Origin of the sequence: Streptococcus oralis subsp. tigurinus, assembly GCF_002093575.1 — a bacterium.
GTDB classification, from domain to species: Bacteria; Bacillota; Bacilli; order Lactobacillales; family Streptococcaceae; genus Streptococcus; species Streptococcus oralis_CH.
Map to the genome: position 1 here is coordinate 288,158 of NZ_LNVH01000004.1, position 26,069 is coordinate 314,226.

Sequence of the window (26,069 nt, forward strand, 5' to 3'; positions counted from 1 at the left end):
TTTTTACTTGGAGCATTCTTGTGAAAGAGGGATTTTTCTAGACTAGGAAAGTTCCTTAGGGAAAGAAAGGCGTGCAGATGCGCGCTCTTTTCTATATCAAAAAGTTATGAAAGGGGGAGTTATGCTCTATATTTGGTCTTATTTGAAAAAATACCCCAAGTGGTTATTCTTGGATTTCTTTGGAGCGGTTTTCTTTGTTGTCGTCAATCTTGGACTGCCAACTGTTCTGGCTCGGATGATTGATGAAGGTGTGAATAAAGGAAATGAACAGCAATTGTATGTTTGGGCTGCAATTATGCTGGTGATTATCCTATGTGGAACCTTGGGGCGTATAGTCTTAGCCTACGCTGCTAGTAAGCTGACGACCAATATGGTCAAGGATATGAGAGATGATCTCTATGCCAAATTACAAGAGTATTCTCATCATGAATATGAAAAGATTGGTGTGTCTTCACTAGTTACTCGCATTACCAGTGATGCCTTTGTTCTCATGCAATTTGCAGAACAGACTTTAAAACTGGGTGTCATCACTCCCATGATGATGCTTTCTAGTATCTTAATGATTTTTCTGACCAGTCCGTCATTAGCCTGGATAGTGGCCTTTGCAGTACCTTTCTTGGCTGTGGTGGTCATTTATGTAGCGGTTAAGACTCGACCATTATCAGAGAAACAGCAGGCTACCTTAGATAAGATAAACCAATATGCCAGGGAAAATCTGATGGGACTCCGTGTCATTCGTGCCTTTGCCCGTGAGGAGTTTCAAGAGGAACGTTTTGCAGGACAAAATGCAGTCTATGCAGCCAATTCCAATCGTCTGTTTAAACTAACCGGTTTGACGGAACCTTTGTTTGTTCAGATTATCATTGCTATGATTGTAGCTATTGTCTGGTTTGCTCTGGATCCTATCAAACAAGGAAGCTTGCAAATTGGGGACCTAGTAGCCTTTATCGAATATAGCTTCCACGCCCTCTTGTCCTTCCTTTTCCTATCCAATCTCTTCACCATGTATCCTCGTACAGCCGTTTCGAGTGAACGGTTGAAAGAAGTCATGGATATGCCGATTTCTATTGATCCAAATGAAGGAGGCGTCAGAGAGACAGCAACCCACGGCTATTTGGAATTTGAAAATGTCACCTTTGCCTATCCTGGTGAGACGGAAAACCCTGTTTTGCATAATATTTCTTTCAGCGCTAAACCGGGTGAAACCATTGCCTTTATCGGATCGACCGGATCGGGCAAGTCCTCTCTTGTGCAATTGATTCCACGTTTTTACGATGTCACAGTTGGAAAAATCAAGGTTGATGGTGTCGATGTGAGGGATTACCGCCTCAAGTCTCTCCGTCAAAAGATTGGTTTTATTCCGCAGAAGGCCTTGCTTTTTACAGGAACTATCGCTGAAAATATCCGCTATGGGAAGGAAGATGCTAGTCACAAAGATTTACATCAGGCAGCGGATGTGGCGCAAGCCAAAGATTTTATCGAAAGCCGAGAAGAAGGCTTTGCGACCCATCTAGCTGAAGGTGGAAGCAATCTTTCTGGGGGACAGAAACAACGTCTCTCAATTGCAAGAGCGGTCATAAAGAATCCTGATATCTATATTTTTGACGATTCCTTCTCAGCCTTGGATTATCGTACGGATGCTATTTTACGTCGTCGTCTCAAGGAAGTCACACAGAATGCAACGGTTTTAATTGTTGCTCAACGTGTCGGAACCATCATGGATGCTGACCAGATCATCGTTCTGGATAAGGGAGAGATCGTGGGTCGCGGTCTCCATGAGGAATTAATGGAAACCAATGATATCTATCGTGAGATTGCTGAGTCGCAGTTAAAAAATGCATCTCTAACAGAAGAATAGGAGGAAATATGAAAACACAATCTAGTTTGGCTCGTTTGTGGAGCTATTTGAAAGCCTACCGTTTTTCTGTCTTTTTTGCAGTCTTTCTAAAAGTTTTAAGCGTAGTCATGAGTGTCTTGGAGCCTTTTGTATTGGGGCTAGCCATTACGGAGTTGACAAAGAATCTCTTAGATATGGCTAATGGTCTTGCAGGCGCTCATATCAACACAGCCTACATCGGGACTGTTTTAATCATTTACCTCTTTAGAGGTCTCTTGTATGAACTTGGGTCTTATTATTCCAACTATTTCATGACCAATGCGGTCCAGTCTATGACTCAGGATCTGCGAAATGAAATGACCGAGAAAATCAATCGTATCCCAGTATCTTTCTTTGACAAACACCAATTTGGTGATTTGTTGGGTCGCTTTACCAGTGATGTTGAGACGGTATCCAACGCTCTTCAACAGTCTTTCCTACAAATTGTCAATGCTGTTCTGACGATTGTTCTCGTCATGGGAATGGTTTTATACTTGAACTTTCAACTGGCTATAGTGGTGATTCTATCCATTCCAGTGACCTATTTTGGTGCCAGAAGCATCCTGAAACGTTCTCAGCCTTATTTTAAAGAGCAGGCGGCTATTTTAGGACGGATGAATGGCTATGTGCAGGAAAATCTCACAGGTTTTAATGTCTTGAAACTCTACGGTCGTGAGGAAACTTCTCATAAAGAATTTTCTAAGATTACAGACGACCTCCAACGTGTTGGTTTTAAAGCCAGCTTTATCTCTGGACTCATGATGCCAGCTCTTCATGCTGTATCAGACTTGACCTATCTGATCGTTGCAGTTCTTGGTGGATTGCAAGTGATTGCGGGTCGTTTGACAGTGGGGAATATGCAGGCCTTTGTTCAGTATGTTTGGCAGGTCAGCCAGCCTATCCAAAACATCACACAACTTGCGGGTCAAATGCAAAGCGCCAAGTCTTCGTTAGACCGTATCTTCGACATCCTAGATGAGACAGAGGAAGTCAAGGGAGAAGAACTCGAAATCCTTGAACCCTTAACAGGTCAGGTGACCTTCCAACATGTTGACTTCCAGTATGTTGAAAACAAGCCATTGATTCGAGACTTTAATCTAGAAGTTCAACCGGGAGAGATGGTAGCGATTGTTGGTCCTACTGGAGCTGGTAAGACGACCTTGATCAATCTGCTTATGCGCTTTTACGATGTCACAGCAGGCGCAATCTTGGTTGACGGGCAGGATATTCGCCAGTTGTCACGTCAAGACTATCGCCGTCAGTTTGGGATGGTCTTGCAGGATGCTTGGCTTTATGAAGACACTATCAAAGAAAACCTACGTTTTGGAAATCTCGATGCCAGTGACGAGGATATTGTAGAAGCTGCCAAAGCAGCAAATGTAGACCACTTTATCCGAACTCTTCCTGGTGGTTACAACATGGAAATGAACCAAGAGTCGAGCAATATTTCCCTCGGGCAAAAACAACTCTTGACCATCGCGCGTGCTCTTCTAGCCAATCCTAAAATTCTCATTCTGGATGAAGCGACTTCCTCTGTTGACACCCGTTTGGAACTCTTGATTCAAAAAGCCATGAAACGCTTGATGAAGGGAAGAACCAGCTTTGTCATCGCCCACCGTCTCTCGACCATTCAAGAAGCAGACAAGATTCTCGTTCTTAAGGATGGACAGATTATTGAGCAGGGAAATCATGAAAGCTTGCTCCAAGCAAAAGGCTTTTATTATGATTTGTACCAAAGCCAATTTTCAAGTAAGTCTGGGCAATCAAGCTAATCAAAACTGTCCAGATTTTTCTTAAATTATCAGTCTATTAAAACTTTTTTAATATGAGTTAATTCCCTTGCTTTTGTATACCAGGAGTAGTATACTTAGGTAGTAATCAATAAATTGGTTACAAAAGTAATATTACGAGGTGAAAAAAATGGTTGAATTGAAAAAAGAAGCAGTAAAAGACGTTACAACATTATCTAAAACAGTGCCAGTAGCATTGGCAAAAACAAAAGAAGTATTGAACCAAGCAGTAGCAGACTTGTATGTGGCTCACATTGCCCTTCACCAAGTTCACTGGTATATGCGTGGTCGTGGTTTCCTTGTATGGCATCCAAAAATGGATGAATACATGGACAGCCTTGATGGCTATCTTGACGAAATCAGCGAACGTTTGATCACCCTTGGTGGCAAACCTTACTCAACTTTGACAGAATTCCTTCAACACAGTGAAATCGAAGAAGAAGAAGGAGAATTCCGTAACGTTGAAGAAAGCTTGGAACGTGTTCTAGCGATTTATCACTATCTCATCGCTCTTTTCCAAAAAGCTTTGGATGTGACTGATGAAGAAGGCGATGATGTTACAAACGATATCTTTGTTGGAGCTAAGGCCGAACTTGAGAAAACAGTTTGGATGCTTGCGGCAGAACTTGGACAAGCTCCTGGTTTGTAAGATATAGTTGCTACCCCTTTTATCATGAGGTGCTTGATAAGCGCCCATGACCAATCATCTTTTAAAAGTCATGTAACTGTGAAAAGTTGCATGACTTTTTTGTCTGCTAGACTTAGGACACATTGTCAAAAGTAGGATTTTACGGTATAATAGTTGCTGTTCGAGAAATTTTGATTTTCAAAGAATAGTGAAATGTTATAAGGAGACCCCATGAACAATTTACCAAATTGCCCAAAATGTAATTCAGAATATGTCTACGAAGATGGAAATCTCTTGGTCTGCCCAGAGTGTGCCTATGAATGGAACCCTGCAGAAGTTGCAGAAGTAGAAGAAGGTGTTGTCGCTATCGATGCCAACGGAAATAAGTTGGCTGACGGCGATACTGTGACCCTTATCAAGGACTTGAAAGTAAAAGGTGCGCCAAAGGATTTGAAACAAGGAACTCGCGTTAAAAATATCCGTATCGTAGAAGGTGACCACAACATCGACTGTAAGATTGATGGTTTTGGAGCTATGAAATTGAAGTCAGAGTTTGTTAAGAAAATCTAGCCATGAAACTGAATTATAAATTTATCTTTTATAGTCGTGTGCTCTTGTTCTTAGCGGCATTTACAGGAGTTTATTTGGAGATTACCAAGCACGGTGGTTTTGGTATGCTCCTTTACTACACAGTGCTATCTAATCTCTTGGTAATGATTTTCACGGGCTATCTACTCCGTGTGATGAGCCGTTCAGGTGAAAATTGGCAAAGTCCGACCTTGCTTCGTCTCAAGGGTGGCGTCACCATGAGTATCATGATTACCTGTGTGATTTACCATTTTATGCTTGCTCCGATTGCGACAGACTTTTACCGAGTGGAAAATTTCCTTTGCCACTATATCGTTCCACTCTGGTTTTTAGCCGACACCCTCTTCTTTGATAAACAGGGTCAATACAAGATCTGGGATCCAGTCTTGTGGACCATTTTGCCTTTGGTTTATATGATTTTTGCCTTGTTTAACGGCTTGGTCTTGAAGCTGAATATTCCAAATTCCAAGGACAATCCCTTTCCATATTTCTTTTTAAATGTGAACAAGGGTTGGGACATGGTCATCAAATGGTATTTGATCATTTTTGTTGCCTATATGGTTGCAGGCTTCATCTTCTATTTGATTAAGCAAATCAAGCGAAAATAGTCTTCCTATTAGGAAAGTTAGGACGGAGTCTTTAGTTCAATCGGGCTCCTTCTTTTCTTGCCATCTTCCTTTTAAAAAGATCAACAGTGAGAAATATACAGAAAGAAAATCCATGAAACAATTTTTAGAACGGGCTAGTATTTTGGCCCTCTCCCTCGTTTTGATTACCTCCTTTTCCATCTCAAGTGCTCTGCCAGCCATGTTTGACTATTATCAAGGCTACCCTAAGGAACAAATCGAGCTCCTGGTCAGTCTCCCTTCTTTTGGAATCATGATTATGCTGGTTTTAAATGGGTTTTTGGAGCGTTTGCTTCCTGAGCGACTTCAGATTAGTCTGGGACTTCTCATCCTCTCTATCGGTGGAACAGCCCCTTTCTGGTATCAGGAGTACAACTTTGTCTTTGCGATGCGAATTTTATTTGGCTTGGGTGTTGGAATGATCAATGCCAAGGCCATTTCCATCATCAGCGAACGCTATCATGGAAAGACACGGATCCAGATGTTGGGCCTTCGCGGATCAGCAGAAGTTGTCGGGGCGTCGATTTTGACTCTAGTGGTAGGTCAACTCTTATCTTTGGGATGGACAGTGACCTTCTTGGCCTACAGTGCGGGATTTTTAGTATTGATCCTTTATCTGCTCTTTGTCCCTTATGGAAAAGAAAAGAAAGAAACAAAGAAAAAAGGGGCCGAAACGACTCGTTTGACAAGACAGATGAAAGGTTTGATTTTTCTATTGGCTGTCGAAGCAGCAGTTGTTGTCTGCACCAATACAGCTATCACCATTCGTATTCCTAGTTTGATGGTGGAAAGAGGTCTAGGGGATGCCCAGTTATCGAGTTTGGTTTTAAGTATCATGCAGTTGATTGGTATCTTGGCAGGTGTGAGTTTTTCTTTCTTTATCTCTCTGTTTAAAGAAAGGTTGCTCCTTTGGTCAGGTATTACCTTTGGATTGGGGCAGATTGTGATTGCCTTGTCTCCGTCATTGGGTGTGATGGTAGTTGGAAGTGTTGTGGCAGGTTTTTCTTACAGTGTGGCCTTGACCACTGTCTTTCAGCTTCTTTCCGAAAGAATCCCAGCCAAGCTCCTTAATCAGGCAACGTCTTTTGCTGTTTTAGGATGTAGCTTTGGGGCCTTTACGACACCTTTCATTCTTGGAGCGATTGGTTTGGTAGCTCAAAACGGTATGTTGGTCTTCACCATTCTAGGATCATGGTTGATTGTAACCTCTATCTTTGTTATGTACCTACTTCAAAAGAGAGCTTAGGATTGATTCCTAAGTTTTTCTTTTTGGGAATTTTGTACCCATGCAGTTATGAATTTTCTAGCTTGTTATGAGACTAATTTCTTGATAAAATAGAGGTTATGACGAGATATAAAGCAACTATTTCCTATGATGGTTACGCCTTTGCTGGCTTTCAGCGCCAGCCCCATGCGCGTAGCGTTCAGGAAGAAATTGAAAAAACCTTGACTAGATTGAATAAGGGGCAAGCAATTACTGTCCATGGTGCTGGTAGGACTGATAGTGGGGTCCATGCTTTGGGACAGGTCATTCATTTTGACCTGCCTTATCAAATGGATGAGGAGAAGCTCCGTTTTGCTTTGGACACCCAGTCTCCTGAAGATATTGATGTGATTTCAATTGAGCTTGTGGTGGATGATTTTCATTGCCGTTATGCCAAGCACAGCAAGACCTATGAGTTTATCGTGGATAGGGGGCGTCCCAAAAATCCCATGCGCCGTCACTATGCTACTCACTTTCCTTATCCGCTTGATGTTGAGCGGATGCAATTGGCAATCAAAAAGCTAGAGGGAACCCATGATTTCACCGGTTTTACAGCATCTGGAACCAGTGTAGAGGACAAGGTTCGTACCATTACAGAAGCCAGTCTTAGGATTGATGAGACAGGGCAGTTTTTGACCTTTACCTTCTCAGGAAATGGTTTTCTTTACAAACAGATTCGTAATATGGTGGGGACGCTGCTCAAAATCGGAAATAATCGAATGCCAGTTGAGCAGATTGACTTGATTTTAGAGAAAAAGGACAGGCAGCTTGCAGGTCCAACAGCGGCACCGAATGGCTTGTATTTAAAGGAGATTCGTTATGAAGAATAATCGTATTTTAGCCCTTTCTGGGAATGATATTTTTAGTGGTGGTGGTTTATCAGCCGATCTTGCTACCTATACCTTGAACGGCTTGCATGGTTTTGTAGCTGTGACTTGTTTGACAGCCTTGACCGAAAAGGGCTTTGAGGTCTTTCCAACAGACGATGTTATTTTTCAACATGAGTTGAATAGCCTGCATGATGTCGAGTTTGCAGGGATTAAGATTGGTCTTCTTCCTACTGTCAGTGTGGCTGAGAAGACCTTGGACTTTATCAAGCAACGTCCTGGAGTGCCTGTGGTATTGGACCCCGTCTTGGTCTGCAAGGAAACGCACGACGTGGCTGTCAGTGAACTCTGTCAAGAGTTGATTCGCTTTTTCCCTCATGTCAGTGTGGTTACGCCAAATCTTCCTGAAGCAGAATTATTGGCTAGTCAGGAAATTAAAAGCTTGGAAGACATGAAAACAGCAGCGCAGAAATTGCATGACTTAGGAGCGCCAGCAGTCATTATCAAGGGAGGTAATCGCCTTAGTCAGGACAAGGCTGTAGATGTCTTTTATGATGGACAAACCTTTACAGTCCTAGAAAATCTCGTCATCCAAGGCCAAAATGCTGGTGCAGGTTGTACCTTTGCCTCAAGCATTGCCAGTCACTTGGTCAAAGGTGATGAACTTTTACCAGCAGTAGAAAGCTCGAAGGCTTTCGTTTACCGTGCCATTGCACAAGCAGATCAATATGGAGTAAGACAATATGAAGCAAACAAAAACAACTAAAATCGCCCTTGTATCCCTCTTAACCGCCCTTTCTGTGGTTCTAGGTTATTTCCTAAAAATTCCCACACCGACAGGGATTCTAACTCTTTTAGATGCGGGTATCTTCTTTGCGGCTTTTTACTTTGGCAGTAAAGAGGGAGCCATCGTTGGAGGACTAGCAGGTTTCTTGATTGATCTCTTATCAGGCTATCCTCAGTGGATGTTCTTTAGCTTGGTCAACCATGGCTTGCAAGGATTTTTCGCAGGATTTAAAGGAAAAGCTCAGTGGTTAGGTCTTATCCTAGCAACCATTGTCATGGTAGGGGGCTACGCCCTAGGTTCTACTTTGATGAATGGCTGGGCGGCAGCCCTACCAGAAATCCTACCAAACTTCCTGCAAAATATCGTGGGAATGGTTGTAGGGTTTGTAGTCTTTCAGAGCGTCAAGAAGATAAAATCATAACCACCCGTCTAACGGGTGGTTTGCACCAGGGCTATAAGCCCAAATCACCAGCCAGCGCCTAAAGACGCTGGCTTTCACGTTGTTCAAGCCTTATTGCTCTTGACTCGTCACTTGCCTCTCAAAGAGGCCTTGGTACTACTTACCACTATCCCTAAAGGGATCCTCATATTCTTTTACACTTAATTTATCTAATGCTATATCATGTTCTTCCTGTTCTTGGATATATTTCCTAATTGTGGCTTCATTAAGTCCTACTGTACTCACGTAATAACCTTCTGCCCAAAAATACCGGTTGCCAAACTTGTACTTGAGGTTGGCGTGTTTGTCAAACATCATGAGTGCACTTTTGCCTTTTAAATAACCCATGAAACTTGAAACACTTATCCTTGGTGGAATACTTACTAACATATGTACATGATCAGGCATTAAGTGTCCTTCGATAATCTCAACACCTTTATAACTACATAATCGGTGGAATATTTCTCCCAAACTACTTCGATATTGATTATAAATGATTTTTCGTCTATACTTAGGGGTGAACACAATGTGATATTTGCACATCCACTTTGTGTGTGATAAACTATGTGCCTTTTGTGCCATATTTTTCTCCTTTCGCTTTACAATTGGCTTGAACACCTTTATTGTATCGCGTTTGGAGTTTTTTGGTATAACCTTCGACGCGCACCCGCATAGCGGGTGGTTTATTTGTCTCGCACCTAGCGGAGCGAGACGGACTAATAGTCACATAATAAAAAAGTCAGCTTCAATAGCTGACTTTTTGCTTGTCTAGGTTTAATCAAAATAAAGCAAATCTTTGCTGGTGCTTGTAAAGAGGTCAAAGCCATCCTTAGTGACGACACCGCAGTCTTCGATACGAACGCCGACTTTACCAGGGATATAGATACCTGGTTCAACAGAGAAGCACATGCCTTCTTCGATGACCATGTCATTTCCTTCCATGATAGATGGGAATTCGTGGACATCCATACCGATACCGTGGCCGAGACGGTGGTTGAAGTACTCGCCGTAACCAGCTTTTTCGATGACTTCACGGGCAGCGCGGTCCACTTCATGTGCAGTCACCCCCGGTTTGATAAAGTCAAGGGCAGCTTGTTGGGCTTCAAGGGTCAAGTTGTAAATATCTTTCTTGAATTGGTCTGGTTTGCCGACAGCGACTGTACGAGTCATATCTGATGCATAGCCATTGACCATAACACCCAGGTCAAAGAGGAGAAGGGCGTCTTTTTCGACCTTGTTTGCACCAGGAATTCCGTGTGGATTTGCAGCATTGTCACCAGTCAAGACCATGGTATCAAAACTCATTTCATAGCCTTCACGCTTTAAGGCAAAGTCGATTTGGGCGATGATATCTGTCTCTGTTTTATCAAGAGAAATATTGTCAAAACCAACTTTTACAGCTTTATCAGCATAGAGACCTGCAACCATCATTTTTTGGACTTCATCGGATGATTTGATGAGGCGCATGCGTTGGATGCGAGGAGTGAGATTTTCAAACTCAGCAGTTTCAAAGACTGCTTTCAATCCATGGTATTTAGTCAAGATGAGATTGTCAAACTCAACAGCGACACGTTTGAAGTCGTGCTGTGGTAAGGCATTTTTGATTTTTTGCCATGGATTTTCAGAATCCACATAGCCCACAACTGGGAAGGAAACGGTGCTGGTTGCACGCTCCACTTCAAGAGCTGGGACAAAGAGGAGAGGTTCCTGATCCACTAGAACAAAGAGGAACATTTGGCGTTCATGGGGATCACTGTAAAAGCCAGTGAGGTAATTGATAGTGACGGGGTCAGATACGACAGCGACGTCTAGTTTTTCTGATTCAAGATATGTTACGATTTGTTGTAATTTAGACATATGCTACCTTCTTTCTACCCCTCTATTTTGGCAAAAAAAGAGAGAAAATGCAAGGGAGAAGGGTAAAAGAGCAGGCAAAAAGAACTCCGACAAGATAGCGGAGTTCTTTGATCTAGTTTTCTTTAGTTTAAGAAAAGTCTGCCTTGCTTTTTACGTCGCTGTATTCTTCAGCGATTTCTTGACTGAGGATGTCCTCATAGGCAGGGAGTTGGATATCCTGACCGTATTTCTTCTTGAGGGCAGTAGTGACTAGGCGATAAGCTAGATTGGCATTACGAGAGAGGATAGGTCCGTGGAAGTAGGAACCAAAGACATTCTTATAATGAACCCCTTCGCCGATCTTTTCTTCGTTATTTCCATTTCCATAGACAACCTGACCTAGCGGTTTTTGATCATCTGAGAGGAAGGTGCGACCTTGGTGATTTTCAAAGCCATAGTAGGTTTCATCGAAGTCTTCATTGTGAATCTTGATGTCACCGATAAAGCGATTATTGGTTTGGTTGAGGGTGTAGTGACCCATGACACCGAGTCCTTCGATACGTTTACCTGAAGCTTCAACATAATATTGGCCCAATAGTTGGAAACCACCGCAGATAGCGAGGACTACACCGTCGTTTTGGATGTAGTTGTCAATGCTCTCTTTTTTAGCAGGCAGATCGCCTGCGATGATACTTTGTTCAAAGTCTTGACCGCCACCGAAAAAGGCAATATCATAGTGATTTTCATCAAATTTATCATGAAGAGAAACGATGTCAACCGTCACATGTGCCCCCAGTTTTTCAGCCACATACTTGAGCATGAGGATGTTTCCATTGTCCCCGTAGGTATTCATGAGGTTCCCATAGAGGTGGGCGATGTTGAGCTGATAAGGGTAGTTGCCAGCTTTTGAGGAAAGTGAAGTATAAACCATTAGTTCATCTCCTTTCTAACAATCTGACGACTAGCCAGCAGTTCGCGGAATTCCAGCATAGCAGTATAAGTAGCCAGGATATAGGCATGCTTGCAGTCTTGCTTCTCAATGGTTTTGAGAACTTGCTCCAGATTGCTTGTCTCAGTGATTTTATCAGCTGGATAGCCTGTCACACGAAGACGACGCGCGATTTCAGAATGACGAACACCACCAGCATTGATTTCAGGGATGCCCATCTCAGTGATTTGTTCAAAATCCGCATCCCAGATCCAGCTAGTATCAATTCCATCAGCATAGTTGGCATTAAGGAGGACAGATAGGCTAAATGGATAAGGGGCTAGTTTGATCATCTCGATAGCTTGGGTCGCTCCAACAGGATTTTTAATCAAGACAAGGGTACATTCTTTGTCACCGATATGGAAGGTCTCCTGGCGTCCAAAGACAGCACGGCTCTTATCAAATCCTTGCTTGATCCGTTGCGAATCTGCACCGAGGAAACGGGCAATAGCAACCGCAGCGAGAGCGTTGTAGATGTTGTAGAGTCCACCGATTTGAATACCGTATTCTTGTCCGTCAATGACAAAGCGAGAGCGATTGTTGGTCAACTCAACCAGTTCTGTCAGACGGTAGTCCAAGTCAGGACGTTTACATCCACAGTTTTCGCAAATATAAGCTCCTAAATTGGCATAAGTATTAAGCTCATATTTCAAAATACCTTGACAGTCTGGGCAGAGAATCCCTTCGGTATTATAGTGAGCCAGTTTGGCAGGTCCTTTTTCCAAGTCAAAACCAAAATACTGTACTGGATTTGGAATAGCTGGCTTGTAGAAAAGGGGACTGTCACCGTTAAGGAGGACGGTAGCAGTAGGAACTTTTCGAATAGCGTCCAAAATCATGTTGTAGGTCGTATAAATCTCACCGTAGCGGTCCATCTGATCGCGGAAGATATTGGTGATGACGAAAAGACTAGGATGGATGTAGTCACAGATACGTGAGAGACTAGCTTCATCGATTTCAAGTACTGCAATATTTTTTCCCGTTTTTGAAGATTTTGCAGTCAAGAAAGTTGTCGTAATCCCTGTGATCATGTTGGCACCACTTGGATTGGTCAGAACTTGACCATAAATTTCCCTTAGGATACCGACCGTGAGGGCAGTTGTCAAGGTTTTCCCATTGGTACCAGTGACCACGACAATCTCGTAGTTCTTAGCTAGATGTTGTAAAATATCTTTATCAAATTGAAGGGCGAGTTTTCCTGGGAGCGTACTTCCACGGCCAAGACGGCTCAAGATGAAGTGAGAAGAACGTCCAGCTAGGAGGCCCAAAGTAGTTTTTAATTTCATGCTTCTATTATATCATACTGCGCCCAGCAGTCCAATAACTAAAGTAACCTCTAAGAACAACTAAAGAAGTAACCTTAGAAGTGCTTTTTAGGTTCTGATTAAACCAAACCAATCAAATACAATATCTTTGGATTTGATAACTTTGGCAACTTTAAGAAATAAATCTTTCTCACTCTGAATATAAGAAAGAAGAGGACATCGATTGTCCTCTACCGGTTTTAAAATTTCATTAATCCATTATAACTGACAAAGATACCTAACTTTTGGGATTTAGATCATTTTTTGGAAAGTCTCTTTTATAATAAATTACGAATTTTTTCTTTTATAAATGCATTAAGAGGATAGTGTTTATCAAGATATTCTAGGAGTGCCTGAGCAGATTCAGAGATTCGTTCGTAACCTTGCAAAAAGTGAGGCAATTGTTTGGCCTCGTTTGGATAACCTTTTTCAAATCTTCTGTTGCTGTTAAAAATATCTATAAAATCAGATTTAGAGGTTTTTTCCAAATTGATTAGTTCGGTCCAAAGCTTGACGGATCTGTTTTGGATGAAATCATAAGCAGCCAATTTTTCGCCTCGTTGATAGCGACCTAGTCCTATATATAGATTGCATAAAATTTCTCCCAACAGCCATTCACGGTCTCTATTTTCTTTTGATGGCAATCTTTGTGGCTGGCAGATTGTTCCATCAAAACCGACCTCCTTCCAGATAATCTTGCCTTCAGCGAAGGGAATGTTTACTAGTTCATGAGCTTCAAAGACAGCAAATTCACAAAAAACATCATCTTCAAATAGAACTTTATGTCCGTCCACTGTATTTTGGTAGTGAAATGCAATTGGTTCTAGATTACTTAACCAAGTTAGATCCTGGATATAGGCCTGCTTGTAGCCATCTTTTACAATAACAAAAAAATCCAAATCTGAGTATTGATCCAATCGGTCTCTTTCTACTCCGCAAGAACCAAGTGCCAGCAAAGCTAGTGCTTGTCTAGAATCTTTTAGAGACTGACCAATATCATCTAGTCTTTGTAACAGTAATTCTGTTTTATTCATAATCGTTACCTCATTATTTCTTGTTTACAGACATTGTATAGTTAATGTTTTCGAAAGTCAATTTCATCCCATACCAAATATATACTAATGTAATGTGGGATTTCTTTCGATATTTTTTACAATGATAAAGTTTAAACATTTTGCAGAGTATTGCTCATATTATCAAGAATGAAGAAATTTGAAGTATCCTTTGATTGATTAGAAAGTGATTCTTATCTTTAAAAAGATTAAATAATTTGGAAAATATTTAAGAAGAAAAAATATATCGACTTAGCCATCAATTTGCAAACGGTAAAACCTTTCCACAAACGATGAAAATACACATACGATCCGCGCAAAGAGTGGATAGTTTACTAATTAGGGAAACAATCATTGCAAAATATACTTTTTAAATTACCCATAAAACGATGAGCTGAAGCAAGTTATTTAAAGTCATATGTATTGCTGATATTTAAAAGAACGACCTGAGACTCAATATATAATTAGGACTGCTAAGTAAAGTGTGGACATTATATCATAAAAGAAAGAAAAGACAGATTTGATACTCAATGAAAATCAAAGAGCAAACTAGGAAGCTAACCGCAGGCTGTACTTGAGTACGGCAAGGTGAAGCTGACGTAGTTTGAATTTGATTTTCATTGAGTATGAGATTTCGCAGAAGCAAAAACAGCCCGACGAGGGCTGTTAGATACGATGTAGTCTCAACTTAAATCGCAAACAGGTCATTCAAGTTCTCAGCTAAGGTTGGGTGAGTGAAGATTTGTTTTGTGAAGTAAGTGTAAGGAATCTTGTTGTCCATCGCAACAGTGATGATGTTGATGATTTCTTGAGAACCTTCTGAGAAGATAGTTGCACCAATAATTTCTTTTGTTTCAGTATTGACAACAGCTTTGAAGGCTCCGCGAAGGTCTCCATTTACGTGACCACGAGGCATGGCTGCAACAGGGATTTCCTTAACTGCGTATGGAAGTTTCAAATCAGCTGCTTGGCTTTCAGTCAAACCAACTTGAGAAAGTGCAGGTGTGATGAACATAGTGTTTGGTACATTGAGACGGTCTTCAAGAGTGTAGCTACCATCTCCAGCAAGGTAACTATAGACAACACGGAAGTCATCAAGTGAAATGTAGGTAAATTGAGGTCCACCGTTGACGTCTCCAACTGCAAAGACACCAGGAACATTTGTTTGACAGTGTTTGTCTACTTTAATAGCGCCACGTTCAGTAAGTTCAATGTCTGTATTCTCAAGTTGAAGTGGTTCTACGTTTGGCTTACGCCCAGTTGCGTAGAGAAGGGCGTCGAAACGGTACGTTTCGTTTTCAGTTACGACAAGGACTTGGTCACCGTCATTTTTGATTTCAGTAGTACGGATATTTTGAAGCAATTCAATGCCGTCTTCTTCCATGTATTGTTTAGCAAGAGCTGCGATGGAAGGTTCTGCTCGAGGTAGGAAAGTATCTAAGGCATCTAGGACTGTAACTTTGCTTCCAAGTTTGTTGTAAAGACCTGCAAATTCAAGACCGATGTTTCCGCCACCAAGAACTCCAAGTTTTTCAGGCAATTTGTCCAAGTTTTGGATACCTGTTGAGTCAAAGACGTTTTTGCTTGTAGCAAGTCCAGGGATTGGCAAGACGTTTGAAACGGCACCGGTATTGATAACGATAGTTTCAGCAGTCAGTTCTTGTTTTTCATCACCAGCTTGGATTTCGATGACTTTATTTGAAAGGAAATGAGCTTCCGCATCAAAGATATCCACGCCTGTACCAGCAACAGTCGCATAGTTTTTACCGTTGAGGCGACTAGTGATAGTATTTTTGGTAGCAATCACTTCTTCAAAAGACAAATCTTTCTCAGCAGCAACTAGCAAGGTTTTAGTTGGAATACATCCGATGTTGATACAAGTTCCACCGTACATAGTTTTGCTACGTTCAACGAGGGCAACTTTTTTGCCAGCTGAAGCCAATTTACCAGCTAGTGTTTTCCCAGCTTTACCGAATCCAATAACGATTAAATCATAAGTTAACATTTATAGTCCTCCTGTTTGATTTTCATTCTAGCATAAGAAAACACTTTTTGCACAAATCTGCTACGGGAAATGGAGTGAGCTTGAAATGCTCCCTTCAAATCCTTTGAAAAACCAGTTTCAGGCCACATTACTATTAGAAAATCGTTTACATGATTTTCCTAAAGGATTCTACTATCTTTTGCTTTGGTCTTGTGTTATACTAGATAGGTTGCAAAGAAACCAGTACTTTTCTTTCGTGGAAAAGAAGCAACACGGTATCTCATTTTTGTTGAAGATACGTCATGAAAAGAAAAGTATAAACTAAAGCCCTATAGGGTGGCTTCGCACCACCTTTAGAAAGAAGAATAACGTGAAATTTAATGAATTTAATTTGTCTGCTGAATTGCTAGCAGAGATTGAAAAAGCTGGATTTGTAGAAGCCAGTCCTATCCAAGAACAGACTATTCCATTGGCTCTTGAAGGCAAGGATGTCATTGGTCAAGCTCAGACTGGTACAGGGAAAACTGCAGCCTTTGGCTTGCCAACCCTTGAAAAAATCCGTACAGAAGAAGCGACTATTCAAGCCTTGGTCATCGCTCCAACTCGTGAACTCGCTGTCCAAAGTCAAGAGGAACTGTTCCGCTTTGGTCGTAGCAAAGGAGTGAAAGTTCGCTCAGTTTACGGTGGTTCCAGCATTGAAAAACAAATCAAGGCCCTTAAATCGGGTGCTCACATCGTGGTAGGAACACCAGGCCGTCTCTTGGACTTGATTAAACGGAAGGCCTTGAAATTACAAGATATTGAAACCCTCATCCTTGACGAAGCGGATGAAATGCTCAACATGGGCTTCCTTGAAGACATCGAAGCTATTATCTCTCGTGTCCCTGCAAATCGTCAAACCTTGCTCTTTTCAGCAACCATGCCAGACGCTATCAAACGTATTGGTGTTCAATTTATGAAAGACCCTGAGCATGTGAAGATTGCTGCCAAGGAATTGACAACAGAATTGGTTGACCAGTACTATATCCGTGTTAAGGAACAAGAAAAATTTGATACCATGACCCGTCTCATGGATGTAGAACAACCAGAGCTTGCTATCGTATTTGGTCGTACCAAACGCCGTGTAGATGAATTGACTCGTGGTCTTAAGATCCGTGGCTTCCGTGCAGAAGGAATTCATGGTGATTTGGACCAAAATAAACGTCTTCGTGTCCTTCGTGATTTTAAAAATGGTAATCTTGATGTTCTAGTTGCGACAGACGTGGCAGCACGTGGTTTGGATATTTCAGGTGTGACCCATGTCTATAACTACGATATTCCACAAGATCCTGAAAGTTATGTTCACCGTATCGGTCGTACAGGTCGTGCTGGTAAGTCAGGTCAATCTATTACTTTCGTAGCGCCAAATGAAATGGGTTACCTTCAAATCATCGAAAACTTGACTAAGAAACGCATGAAAGGCTTGAAACCAGCGACAGCAGAAGAAGCCTTCCAAGCTAAGAAACAAGTAGCTCTCAAGAAAATCGAACGAGACTTCGCAGATGAAACTATTCGTGGGAACTTTGAGAAATTTGCCAAGGATGCTCGTAAGTTAGCTGCCGAATTTAGTCCAGAAGAACTGGCAATGTATATCTTGAGTCTGACAGTCCAAGATCCAGATAGTCTTCCTGAAGTGGAGATTGCGCGTGAAAAACCACTGCCGTTCAAACCGTCAGGAAATGGACGTTCTGGAGGTAATCGTGGACGCGACAATCGTCGAGGAAATAACCGTCGTGGTGGTCGCCGTGATGATTTCAAAAAAGGCAACCGAGGGAACGATCGTTTTGATAAAGACAGACGCTATCGTAATAAAGACAATAAAAAACCTCACAACACCTCAAGCGAAAAGAAGACTGGCTTTGTTATTCGTAACAAAGGAGACAAGTAGGAAAAAGCGATTCACATTGTGAATCGCTTTTATATATAAGGAAACCAAGGGTAAAAGAAGATGGTGATAGTAAAGGATAGGTGAAACGGAAAGGGATTTACCATGTCATCTTCTTATAATGTTATATTAACAAAAAATAATTCAGCTGTCAACACAAAAGAACTCATTTTTCTAAAATATTTTTGCTGTTCAAAATTGTAATTAAATAAGCAATTTTCAGATAATAATTGAAAATTCACGCTCTTTATGTTATAATGGTAGCGATTAAATGCGAGGTAAAAAATGGCACATTTATTAGAAAAAACAAGAAAAATTACTTCTATTTTGAAACGCTCAGAGGAGCAACTTCAAGATGAACTTCCCTATAATGCGATTACACGCCAGTTGGCAGATATTATTGATTGTAACGCTTGTATTGTGAATAGCAAGGGACGCCTTTTAGGCTACTTCATGCGTTATAAAACGAATACAGATCGTGTAGAGCAGTTTTTTCAAACTAAGATTTTTCCAGATGATTATATCCAAGGTGCAAACATGATTTATGACACGGAAGCCAATCTTCCTGTTGAACATGATTTGACCATTTTCCCTGTAGAGAGCCGTGCGGATTTTCCAGATGGCTTGACGACCATTGCTCCGATTCATGTATCAGGGATTCGCCTAGGTTCGTTGATCATTTGGCGCAATGATAAGAAGTTTGAAGATGAGGATTTGATCCTTGTTGAGATTGCGAGCACGGTGGTAGGGATTCAACTCTTGAACTTCCAACGTGAAGAAGATGAGAAAAATATTCGCCGTCGTACGGCTGTTACTATGGCTGTCAACACCCTTTCCTATTCAGAACTGCGTGCCGTATCAGCTATTTTAGCTGAATTGGATGGAAATGAAGGGCAGCTGACTGCATCAGTTATTGCAGACCGTATTGGCATTACACGCTCAGTTATTGTCAATGCGCTTCGTAAACTGGAGTCAGCTGGAATTATTGAGAGTCGTTCATTAGGAATGAAGGGGACTTATCTCAAAGTTCTAATTGGTGATATTTTTGAGGAAGTGAAAAAGAGGGACTACTAATGGCAAAGGCTTTAATCTCAATTGACTATACAGAGGATTTTGTAGCAGACCATGGAAAGCTGACTGCAGGGGCACCTGCTCAAGCCATATCAGAGGCAATTAATCGAGTAACCAGATTAGCTTTTGATCGTGGGGACTATATCTTTTTCACCATTGATGCCCATGAAGAGAAGGATACATTCCACCCAGAAAGCAAGCTCTTTCCACCACATAACATCATCGGAACTAGTGGGCGTAATCTTTATGGCCCTCTAGCTGACTTTTATGCTGAGCATGAGGCGGATAGTCGTGTCTTTTGGATGGACAAGCGTCACTATTCAGCATTTTCAGGAACGGGCCTCAATATTCGCCTGCGAGAACGTCGGGTTACTACAGTTATCTTGACAGGGGTTTTGACCGATATTTGTGTCCTTCATACGGCTATTGATGCCTACAATTTAGGTTATGATATTGAAGTTGTCAAGCCTGCAGTTGCCTCTATTTGGCCAGAAAATCATCAGTTTGCTCTTGGTCATTTTAAGAACACATTGGGAGCCAAGTTGCTGGATGAAAATCTGGCTGAAATCCAAGAATAATTCCCTTGGAAAAATGAAAAAAATCTGAAAAAAGTGTTGACAAAGATTTTGAAAGTTGATATACTAGTAAAGTAATCGACGCGGGGATGGCGGAATTGGCAGACGCGCAGGACTAAGGATCCTGTGACCGCTTTAGGTCGTGAGGGTTCAAGTCCCTCTCTCCGCATAGGATAAGAGTTAGCTTTGGCTAGCTCTTTTTGTTTTTACAAAGAAGACTAGAGGCTACGTTTCGTATATCGAAAAATATTGGCATCAAGAACAGTCATTGTATCAGAACATTTAAACTGAGTTTTCCATTTCATCCTATCAAGAATTTTCTCAGATACAAGTCAGAAAATGAAGAACTTAGGAAATGGAAAAATACTAATCAGAAAGATGTGATTATCATTTTTAAAATGAAGTAGATTTTTGATTGGTACTATACATCCTTATATAAGAAGAAAAGTTAGCGTTTGCTAGCTTTTTTGTTTTTTTCAAAAAATAAATCAAAAAAATTTTTGATTTCATAAACATTTCATATTTGGATTTTATAATAGTCTTACAAATATGGAGGTGACAAATGAATCCAATCCAAAGAGCTTGGGCTTATGTCAGCAGAAAACGACTGAGAAGTTTTATTTTATTTCTGATTTTATTTGTCCTTTTAGCAGGAATTTCAGCCTGTTTGACTCTGATGAAGTCCAACAAAACAGTAGAAAACAATCTTTACAAATCACTCAATACATCTTTTTCTATCAAAAAGATAGAAAATGGACAGACCTTCAAATTGTCTGACCTAGCATCCGTGAGCAAGATTAAGGGACTGGAAAATGTCTCTCCTGAACTCGAAACGGTCGCAAAACTGAAAGACAAGGAAGCGGTGAGTGGTGAGCAGAGTGTAGAACGCGATGATTTGTCAGCAGCGGACAAGAACTTGGTTAGCTTAACGGCTCTTGAAGATTCATCCAAGGATGTCACCTTTACCAGTTCGGCTTTCAATCTAAAAGAAGGGCGACACCTTCAAAAAGGAGACTCCAAGAAAATCCTCATCCACGAAGAGTTGGCTAAGAAGAACGGTCTTTCGCTTCATGACAAGATTGGCTTGGATGCTGGTCAGTCCGAAGCTGGAAAAGGGCAAACAGTAGAGTTTGAGATTGTCGGCATCTTTTCTGGTAAGAAACAAGAAAAGTTCACAGGCTTGTCTTCTGACTTCAGTGAAAACCAGGTCTTTACAGACTATGAAAGCAGCCAAACCCTTCTGGGAAATAGTGAACCGCAGGTCAATGCAGCGCGCTTCTATGTAGAAAATCCTAAGGAAATGGACGGACTCATGAAGCAGGTGGAAAACTTGGCTTTGGAAAGTCAAGGCTACCAAGTAGAGAAGGAAAACAAGGCCTTTGAACAAATCAAAGACTCAGTTGCAACCTTCCAAACCTTCCTGACCATCTTCCTTTATGGGATGTTGATAGCAGGAGCAGGAGCCTTAATTTTGGTCTTGTCTCTCTGGTTGAGAGAAAGGGTCTACGAAGTGGGGATTTTACTCGCACTTGGAAAAGGCAAGAGTTCGATCTTCCTCCAGTTCTGTTTAGAGGTAGTTTTGGTATCTCTTGGAGCTTTGCTTCCAGCATTTGTTGCAGGAAACGCCATTACATCCTATCTACTCCAAACTGTACTAGCCAGTGGAGATCAGGCAACCTTACAGGACACGCTGGCCAAAGCAAGCGGTCTATTAACCAGTCTCCTATCCTTTGCAGAATCCTATGTATTTCTGCTCTTGATTGGTTGCTTGTCTGTAGCCCTTTGTTTCGTATTCTTATTTAGAAAATCGCCGAAAGAAATTTTATCATCTATTAGTTAAGACTCTTCGAAAATCTCTTCAAACCGCGTTAGCCTTATCTACAACCTAAAAGCTGTGTTTTGAGCAACCTGCGGCTAGCTTCCTAGTTTGCTCTTAGATTTTCATTGAGTATAAGAAGGAGAAATCATGACTTTATTACAATTGCAAGATGTTACCTACCGTTATAAGAACACTGCTGAAGCAGTTTTATATCAGATCAAGTATAATTTTGAACCCGGAAAATTTTATAGTATCATTGGTGAGTCAGGAGCTGGAAAATCCACTCTCTTGTCCCTGCTTGCTGGTCTAGATAGTCCTGTTGAAGGTTCTATCCTTTTCCAAGGAGAGGACATTCGGAATAAGGGATATTCTTACCATCGCATGCACCATATTTCCCTGGTCTTTCAAAATTATAACTTGATAGATTATCTTTCTCCGCTGGAAAATATCCGCTTGGTCAACAAAAAAGCAAGCAAGGATACGCTTCTTGAGCTTGGTTTGGATGAGAGTCAGATCAAGCGGAATGTTCTCCAGTTATCAGGTGGTCAACAGCAACGTGTAGCCATCGCTCGCAGTTTAGTCTCAGAAGCTCCGGTTATTCTAGCTGATGAGCCAACAGGAAATCTGGACCCTAAAACTGCCGGAGATATTATCGAACTGCTCAAATCACTTGCCGAGAAAACAGGTAAATGTGTGATCGTCGTCACCCACAGTAAAGAAGTGGCACAAGCGTCAGATATTACACTTGAATTGAAGGATAAGAAACTGACTGAAATATAGAATCTAGTTATTAAACTTTAAAATAGTATTAGTTGGTAACCAGATATGTGTAAAGTAATAATAAACGAAGTGAGTCTTTAACAACTATTTCCCGCAGTAGTGATAGCCTAGATAATAACTTTGTTATTATCTAGGCCGGAATTTTTGAGACATATGGCTCAAAAATTAGGGATGAAATTCCTACAGGAAGTTGCTCCCGTCCGCACAATCCAAGGGAAATAGTAAAAAAATAATTTATATAAGTTATAAGACATTGAAATAGAACAAAATCTAGAAAGGGAACCTATGTTACACAACGCATTTGCCTATGTTACAAGGAAGTTTTTCAAATCGATTGTTATCTTCCTGATTATTCTCCTCATGGCGAGCTTGAGTTTGGTCGGCTTGTCGATCAAGGGAGCTACCGCCAAGGCTTCTCAGGAGACCTTTAAAAATATCACCAATAGTTTCTCCATGCAAATCAATCGTCGCGTCAATCAAGGAACACCACGTGGTTCTGGGAATATCAGGGGTGAGGATATCAAAAAAATCACCGAAAATAAGGCCATCGAGTCTTATGTTAAACGCATCAACGCTATCGGAGATTTGACTGGATATGAACTCATCGAAACGCCAGAAACCAAGAAAAATCTCACTGCAGACCGTGCCAAACGGTTTGGAAGTAGTTTGATGATTACAGGTGTCAATGACTCCTCTAAAGAAGATAAGTTTGTCTCTGGCTCATATAAACTAGTCGAAGGTGAGCACCTAACCAACGACGACAAAGACAAGATCCTCATGCACAAGGACTTGGCAGCTAAACACGGCTGGAAAGTTGGAGATAAGGTCAAACTAGACTCTAATGTCTATGATGCAGACAATGAAAAAGGTGCCAAGGAAACAGTTGAAGTGACAATCAAGGGCCTCTTTGATGGCCACAATAAGTCAGCAGTAACCTACTCACAAGAACTCTATGAAAACACAGCTATCACAGACATTCACACTGCTGCAAAACTTTATGGATACACAGAAGACACAGCTATTTATGGGGACGCAACTTTCTTTGTAACAGCAGACAAGAACTTGGATGACGTCATGAAAGAGTTGAAGGGTATCAGTGGTATCAACTGGAAGAGCTACACACTTGTGAAGAGCTCCTCTAACTACCCAGCTCTAGAGCAATCCATCTCTGGTATGTACAAGATGGCCAACCTCCTCTTCTGGGGTAGCTTGAGCTTCTCAGTCCTTCTCCTTGCACTCTTGCTCAGCCTTTGGATCAACGCCCGTCGCAAGGAAGTGGGAATTCTCCTCTCTATCGGTCTCAAGCAGGTAAGTATCTTGGGGCAATTCATCACCGAATCTATCCTGATTGCCATTCCTGCTCTCGTTTCTGCTTACTTCCTAGCCAACTACACAGCCCGTGCCATCGGAAATACTGTTCTTGCCAATGTTACTTCAGGTGTTGCCAAGCAAGCCAGCAAGGCTGCTCAAGCCTCTAACCTTGGTGGTGGTGCAGAAGTAGACGGCTTTAGCAAGACCTTGTCGAGCCTAGACATTTCCATTCAGACATCAGACTTTATCATCGTCTTTGTCCTTGCTTTGGTTCTAGTGGTTCTCGTTATGGCGCTTGCTTCAAGCAATCTCCTTAGAAAACAACCAAAAGAGCTCTTGCTCGATAGTGAATAAAAAACTTGCTACCTATTCTCTCCTAAATGGGGTATAATATAGGTAGCATTTTTATCTATTTCATCTTGATGGGAAGAGGTTTTATCAGGATGAAACTGAGATAATTTACAAGAAATTTAAAGGAATGTGAAACGTTTTTCTATGAAAATTTTAATTGTAGAAGATGAAGAGATGATTCGTGAGGGGATTAGTGACTATCTGACGGATTGTGGTTATGAAACCATTGAAGCAGCAGACGGTCAGGAAGCTCTAGAAAAATTTTCCAGCTATGAGGTGGCCCTGGTTTTACTGGATATCCAGATGCCCAAGCTCAATGGCCTAGAAGTCCTAGCCGAGATTCGTAAAAGCAGCCAGGTCCCTGTCTTGATGCTGACCGCCTTTCAGGATGAGGAATACAAGATGAGTGCCTTTGCCTCTCTGGCAGATGGTTATCTGGAAAAGCCCTTCTCTCTCTCCCTTCTAAAAGTGAGGGTAGATGCAATTTTCAAGCGCTACTACGATACGGGACGAATCTTTTCCTATAAGGATACCAAGGTAGACTTTGAGAGTTATAGTGCAAGCCTCGCAGGTCAAGAAGTGGCTATCAATGCCAAAGAGTTGGAAATTCTGGACTATCTGGTGAAAAATGAAGGCCGGGCCTTGACTCGTTCTCAGATAATTGATGCGGTCTGGAAGGTGACAGATGAGGTTCCCTTTGACCGTGTCATTGATGTCTATATCAAGGAACTGCGGAAAAAGCTAGACTTGGATTGTATCCTCACTGTGCGCAATGTTGGTTATAAATTGGAGCGAAAATGAAACGAACAGGTCTATTTACTAAAATATTTATCTATACCTTCTCGATTTTTAGTGTTCTGGTTATTTGTCTTCATTTAGCTATTTATTTTCTCTTTCCCTCTACTTATCTGAGCCATCGTCAGGAAACCATTGGCCAAAAAGCGACTGCTATTGCCCAATCCCTAGACGGAAAAGATAGGCAAAGCATCGAGCAAGTGTTGGACTTGTATTCCCAGAGCAGTGATATCAAAGGAGCTGTCAAGGGAGAGATGACCGAGGACAAGTTAGAAGTCCAGGACAATCTTCCTCTGGATACGGACCGTCAGACCACTTCTCTCTTTATCGAGGAGCGTGAGGTGAAAACGCAAGACGGAGGGACTATGACTCTACAGTTTTTAGCGTCCATGGATTTGCAAAAGGAAGCAGAGCAGATCAGTCTCCAATTTCTTCCTTATACCTTGCTGGCATCCTTTCTGATTTCCCTCTTGGTGGCCTACATCTATGCTCGGACCATTGTTGCACCGATTTTGGAAATCAAACGGGTGACCCGTCGGATGATGGATTTGGATGCTCAAGTGCGATTGCGCGTGGATTCTAAGGATGAGATAGGTGATCTCAAGGAACAAATCAATAGCCTTTACCAGCATCTCTTGACTGTCATTGCGGACTTGCATGACAAGAATGAAGCTATTCTCCAGCTGGAGAAGATGAAGGTTGAGTTCCTACGAGGGGCTTCTCATGAATTGAAAACACCTCTGGCTAGTTTGAAAATCCTGATTGAGAATATGAAAGAAAATATCGGTCGTTATAAGGATAGAGACCACTATCTGGGAGTTGCCTTGGGGATTGTGGATGACCTCAGTCATCACGTTCTCCAGATATTGTCTCTTTCTTCTGTTCAGGAATTGCGAGACGAGAAAGAAGAGGTTGACCTCCTTCAGATGACGCAAAGTCTGGTTAAGGATTATGCTTTGCTCGCCAAGGAGAGAGAACTTCAGGCAGACATTAGCCTAACCCATCAGCAGGCTTACATAAACCCATCTGTCATGAAACTGATATTATCGAATCTCATCAGCAATGCTATCAAGCACTCCACTACAGGCGGCTTGGTCCGCATTGGCGAGAGGGAAGGGGAGCTCTTTATCGAGAATAGCTGTAGTCCTGAAGAACAAGAACAATTGGCCCAGTCTTTTTCTGAAAATGCTAGTCGCAAGACCAAGGGTTCGGGAATGGGCCTCTTTGTGGTCAAAAGTTTATTAGAACATGAGAAATTGTCTTATCGTTTTGAAAGGCGGGATGATCGCTTGACTTTCTTTATACGCTTTCCTAGAGTGAACCAAGATTAAAAAGAAAGGGTTTACATCGATCGGATTAGAAGAAATTCAATCTAAAGTATGGGAAAAACTAGCTTTTTTTATCAAAAAGTGATAAAATGAACAATGTAAATGGGTTGACCCATAAAAATATAC

At 41.6% G+C, this 26,069-nt stretch carries 23 protein-coding genes and 1 tRNA gene; 18 read left to right on the forward strand and 6 right to left on the reverse strand.

Annotation, left to right across the window (positions count from 1 at the left end):
• The first annotated feature begins 121 nt into the window (after positions 1-121).
• From ATE37_RS06420 to ATE37_RS06460, 9 genes are all read left to right on the forward strand, one after another.
• The gene (locus ATE37_RS06420) at positions 122-1,858 is read left to right on the forward strand and encodes an ABC transporter ATP-binding protein (RefSeq protein ID WP_084868411.1); all 1,737 of its coding nucleotides are present in this window, start codon (positions 122-124) and stop codon (positions 1,856-1,858) included.
• Positions 1,859-1,866: 8 nt separating this feature from the next.
• Positions 1,867-3,648 carry an ABC transporter ATP-binding protein gene (locus ATE37_RS06425; protein ID WP_084868412.1) on the forward strand — a complete coding sequence of 594 codons (1,782 nt, stop codon included), beginning with the start codon at positions 1,867-1,869 and terminating at the stop codon, positions 3,646-3,648.
• Between the two features lie 148 nt (positions 3,649-3,796).
• Positions 3,797-4,315, forward strand: coding sequence for a Dps family protein (locus tag ATE37_RS06430; RefSeq protein ID WP_084868413.1), 519 nt, complete (start codon positions 3,797-3,799; stop codon positions 4,313-4,315).
• 210 nt (positions 4,316-4,525) lie between these two features.
• Positions 4,526-4,864 (forward strand): zinc ribbon domain-containing protein YjdM, encoded by a 339-nt coding sequence (locus ATE37_RS06435; RefSeq protein ID WP_001061598.1) that lies wholly within the window; start codon positions 4,526-4,528, stop codon positions 4,862-4,864.
• A 2-nt stretch (positions 4,865-4,866) separates the two neighbouring features.
• On the forward strand, positions 4,867-5,490 hold the full coding sequence (locus ATE37_RS06440) for a Pr6Pr family membrane protein (protein ID WP_084868414.1): 624 nt from the start codon (positions 4,867-4,869) through the stop codon (positions 5,488-5,490).
• A 112-nt stretch (positions 5,491-5,602) separates the two neighbouring features.
• Positions 5,603-6,754, forward strand: coding sequence for an MFS transporter (locus ATE37_RS06445; protein ID WP_084868415.1), 1,152 nt, complete (start codon positions 5,603-5,605; stop codon positions 6,752-6,754).
• 98 nt (positions 6,755-6,852) lie between these two features.
• Positions 6,853-7,602: a tRNA pseudouridine(38-40) synthase TruA gene (truA, locus tag ATE37_RS06450; protein ID WP_084868416.1), complete on the forward strand. Its 750-nt coding sequence runs from the start codon at positions 6,853-6,855 to the stop codon at positions 7,600-7,602.
• Positions 7,592-8,365, forward strand: a complete 774-nt coding sequence (locus ATE37_RS06455) for a bifunctional hydroxymethylpyrimidine kinase/phosphomethylpyrimidine kinase (RefSeq protein WP_084868417.1) — start codon at positions 7,592-7,594, stop codon at positions 8,363-8,365. The genes truA and ATE37_RS06455 overlap by 11 nt, the downstream gene beginning before the upstream one ends.
• Positions 8,343-8,807: an ECF transporter S component gene (locus ATE37_RS06460; protein WP_084868418.1), complete on the forward strand. Its 465-nt coding sequence runs from the start codon at positions 8,343-8,345 to the stop codon at positions 8,805-8,807. The genes ATE37_RS06455 and ATE37_RS06460 overlap by 23 nt, the downstream gene beginning before the upstream one ends.
• Before the next feature lie 135 nt (positions 8,808-8,942).
• Here ATE37_RS06460 and tnpA read toward each other — a convergent pair whose 3' ends face one another.
• The 6 genes from tnpA to ATE37_RS06490 form a co-directional block, all read right to left on the reverse strand.
• Positions 8,943-9,407 carry an IS200/IS605 family transposase gene (gene tnpA / locus ATE37_RS06465; RefSeq protein WP_084867627.1) on the reverse strand — a complete coding sequence of 155 codons (465 nt, stop codon included), beginning with the start codon at positions 9,405-9,407 and terminating at the stop codon, positions 8,943-8,945.
• A 192-nt stretch (positions 9,408-9,599) separates the two neighbouring features.
• Positions 9,600-10,682, reverse strand: a complete 1,083-nt coding sequence (locus ATE37_RS06470; RefSeq protein ID WP_084868419.1) for a M24 family metallopeptidase — start codon at positions 10,680-10,682, stop codon at positions 9,600-9,602.
• Positions 10,683-10,809: 127 nt separating this feature from the next.
• The gene (gene gatD, locus ATE37_RS06475) at positions 10,810-11,592 is read right to left on the reverse strand and encodes a lipid II isoglutaminyl synthase subunit GatD (RefSeq protein WP_084868420.1); all 783 of its coding nucleotides are present in this window, start codon (positions 11,590-11,592) and stop codon (positions 10,810-10,812) included.
• A complete protein-coding gene (gene murT, locus ATE37_RS06480) occupies positions 11,592-12,935 on the reverse strand; it encodes a lipid II isoglutaminyl synthase subunit MurT (protein WP_084868421.1) in 1,344 nt (447 codons plus the stop codon). Before murT ends, gatD begins: the two co-directional genes overlap by 1 nt.
• 296 nt (positions 12,936-13,231) lie before the next feature.
• Complete coding sequence (locus tag ATE37_RS06485) at positions 13,232-13,987, reverse strand: hypothetical protein (RefSeq protein ID WP_038804909.1); 756 nt, start codon at positions 13,985-13,987, stop codon at positions 13,232-13,234.
• A gap of 706 nt (positions 13,988-14,693) precedes the next feature.
• The gene (locus ATE37_RS06490; RefSeq protein ID WP_084868422.1) at positions 14,694-16,010 is read right to left on the reverse strand and encodes an FAD-containing oxidoreductase; all 1,317 of its coding nucleotides are present in this window, start codon (positions 16,008-16,010) and stop codon (positions 14,694-14,696) included.
• A 349-nt stretch (positions 16,011-16,359) separates the two neighbouring features.
• Between ATE37_RS06490 and cshA the strand changes: the two genes are divergently transcribed.
• The 9 genes from cshA to vncS all read left to right on the forward strand — a co-directional run bounded on the left by cshA (position 16,360) and on the right by vncS (position 25,946).
• Positions 16,360-17,916: a degradosome RNA helicase CshA gene (cshA, locus tag ATE37_RS06495; protein WP_084868423.1), complete on the forward strand. Its 1,557-nt coding sequence runs from the start codon at positions 16,360-16,362 to the stop codon at positions 17,914-17,916.
• A gap of 282 nt (positions 17,917-18,198) precedes the next feature.
• Positions 18,199-18,987 carry a GTP-sensing pleiotropic transcriptional regulator CodY gene (gene codY / locus ATE37_RS06500; protein WP_000940727.1) on the forward strand — a complete coding sequence of 263 codons (789 nt, stop codon included), beginning with the start codon at positions 18,199-18,201 and terminating at the stop codon, positions 18,985-18,987.
• On the forward strand, positions 18,987-19,562 hold the full coding sequence (locus tag ATE37_RS06505; protein ID WP_084868424.1) for a cysteine hydrolase family protein: 576 nt from the start codon (positions 18,987-18,989) through the stop codon (positions 19,560-19,562). Before codY ends, ATE37_RS06505 begins: the two co-directional genes overlap by 1 nt.
• 80 nt (positions 19,563-19,642) lie before the next feature.
• Positions 19,643-19,728: transfer RNA gene (locus ATE37_RS06510), tRNA-Leu, on the forward strand.
• A 393-nt stretch (positions 19,729-20,121) separates the two neighbouring features.
• Positions 20,122-21,399, forward strand: a complete 1,278-nt coding sequence (locus ATE37_RS06515; protein WP_084868425.1) for an ABC transporter permease — start codon at positions 20,122-20,124, stop codon at positions 21,397-21,399.
• Between the two features lie 126 nt (positions 21,400-21,525).
• The gene (gene vex2, locus ATE37_RS06520; RefSeq protein ID WP_000173734.1) at positions 21,526-22,158 is read left to right on the forward strand and encodes an ABC transporter ATP-binding subunit Vex2; all 633 of its coding nucleotides are present in this window, start codon (positions 21,526-21,528) and stop codon (positions 22,156-22,158) included.
• Positions 22,159-22,443: 285 nt separating this feature from the next.
• Positions 22,444-23,823: an ABC transporter permease subunit Vex3 gene (vex3, locus tag ATE37_RS06525; protein ID WP_084868426.1), complete on the forward strand. Its 1,380-nt coding sequence runs from the start codon at positions 22,444-22,446 to the stop codon at positions 23,821-23,823.
• Between the two features lie 141 nt (positions 23,824-23,964).
• Entirely contained in the window at positions 23,965-24,621 is a 657-nt protein-coding gene (gene vncR, locus ATE37_RS06530) for a response regulator transcription factor VncR (protein ID WP_049536923.1), read from the forward strand.
• On the forward strand, positions 24,618-25,946 hold the full coding sequence (vncS, locus tag ATE37_RS06535; protein WP_084868427.1) for a sensor histidine kinase VncS: 1,329 nt from the start codon (positions 24,618-24,620) through the stop codon (positions 25,944-25,946). Before vncR ends, vncS begins: the two co-directional genes overlap by 4 nt.
• Positions 25,947-26,069: the final 123 nt, after the last annotated feature.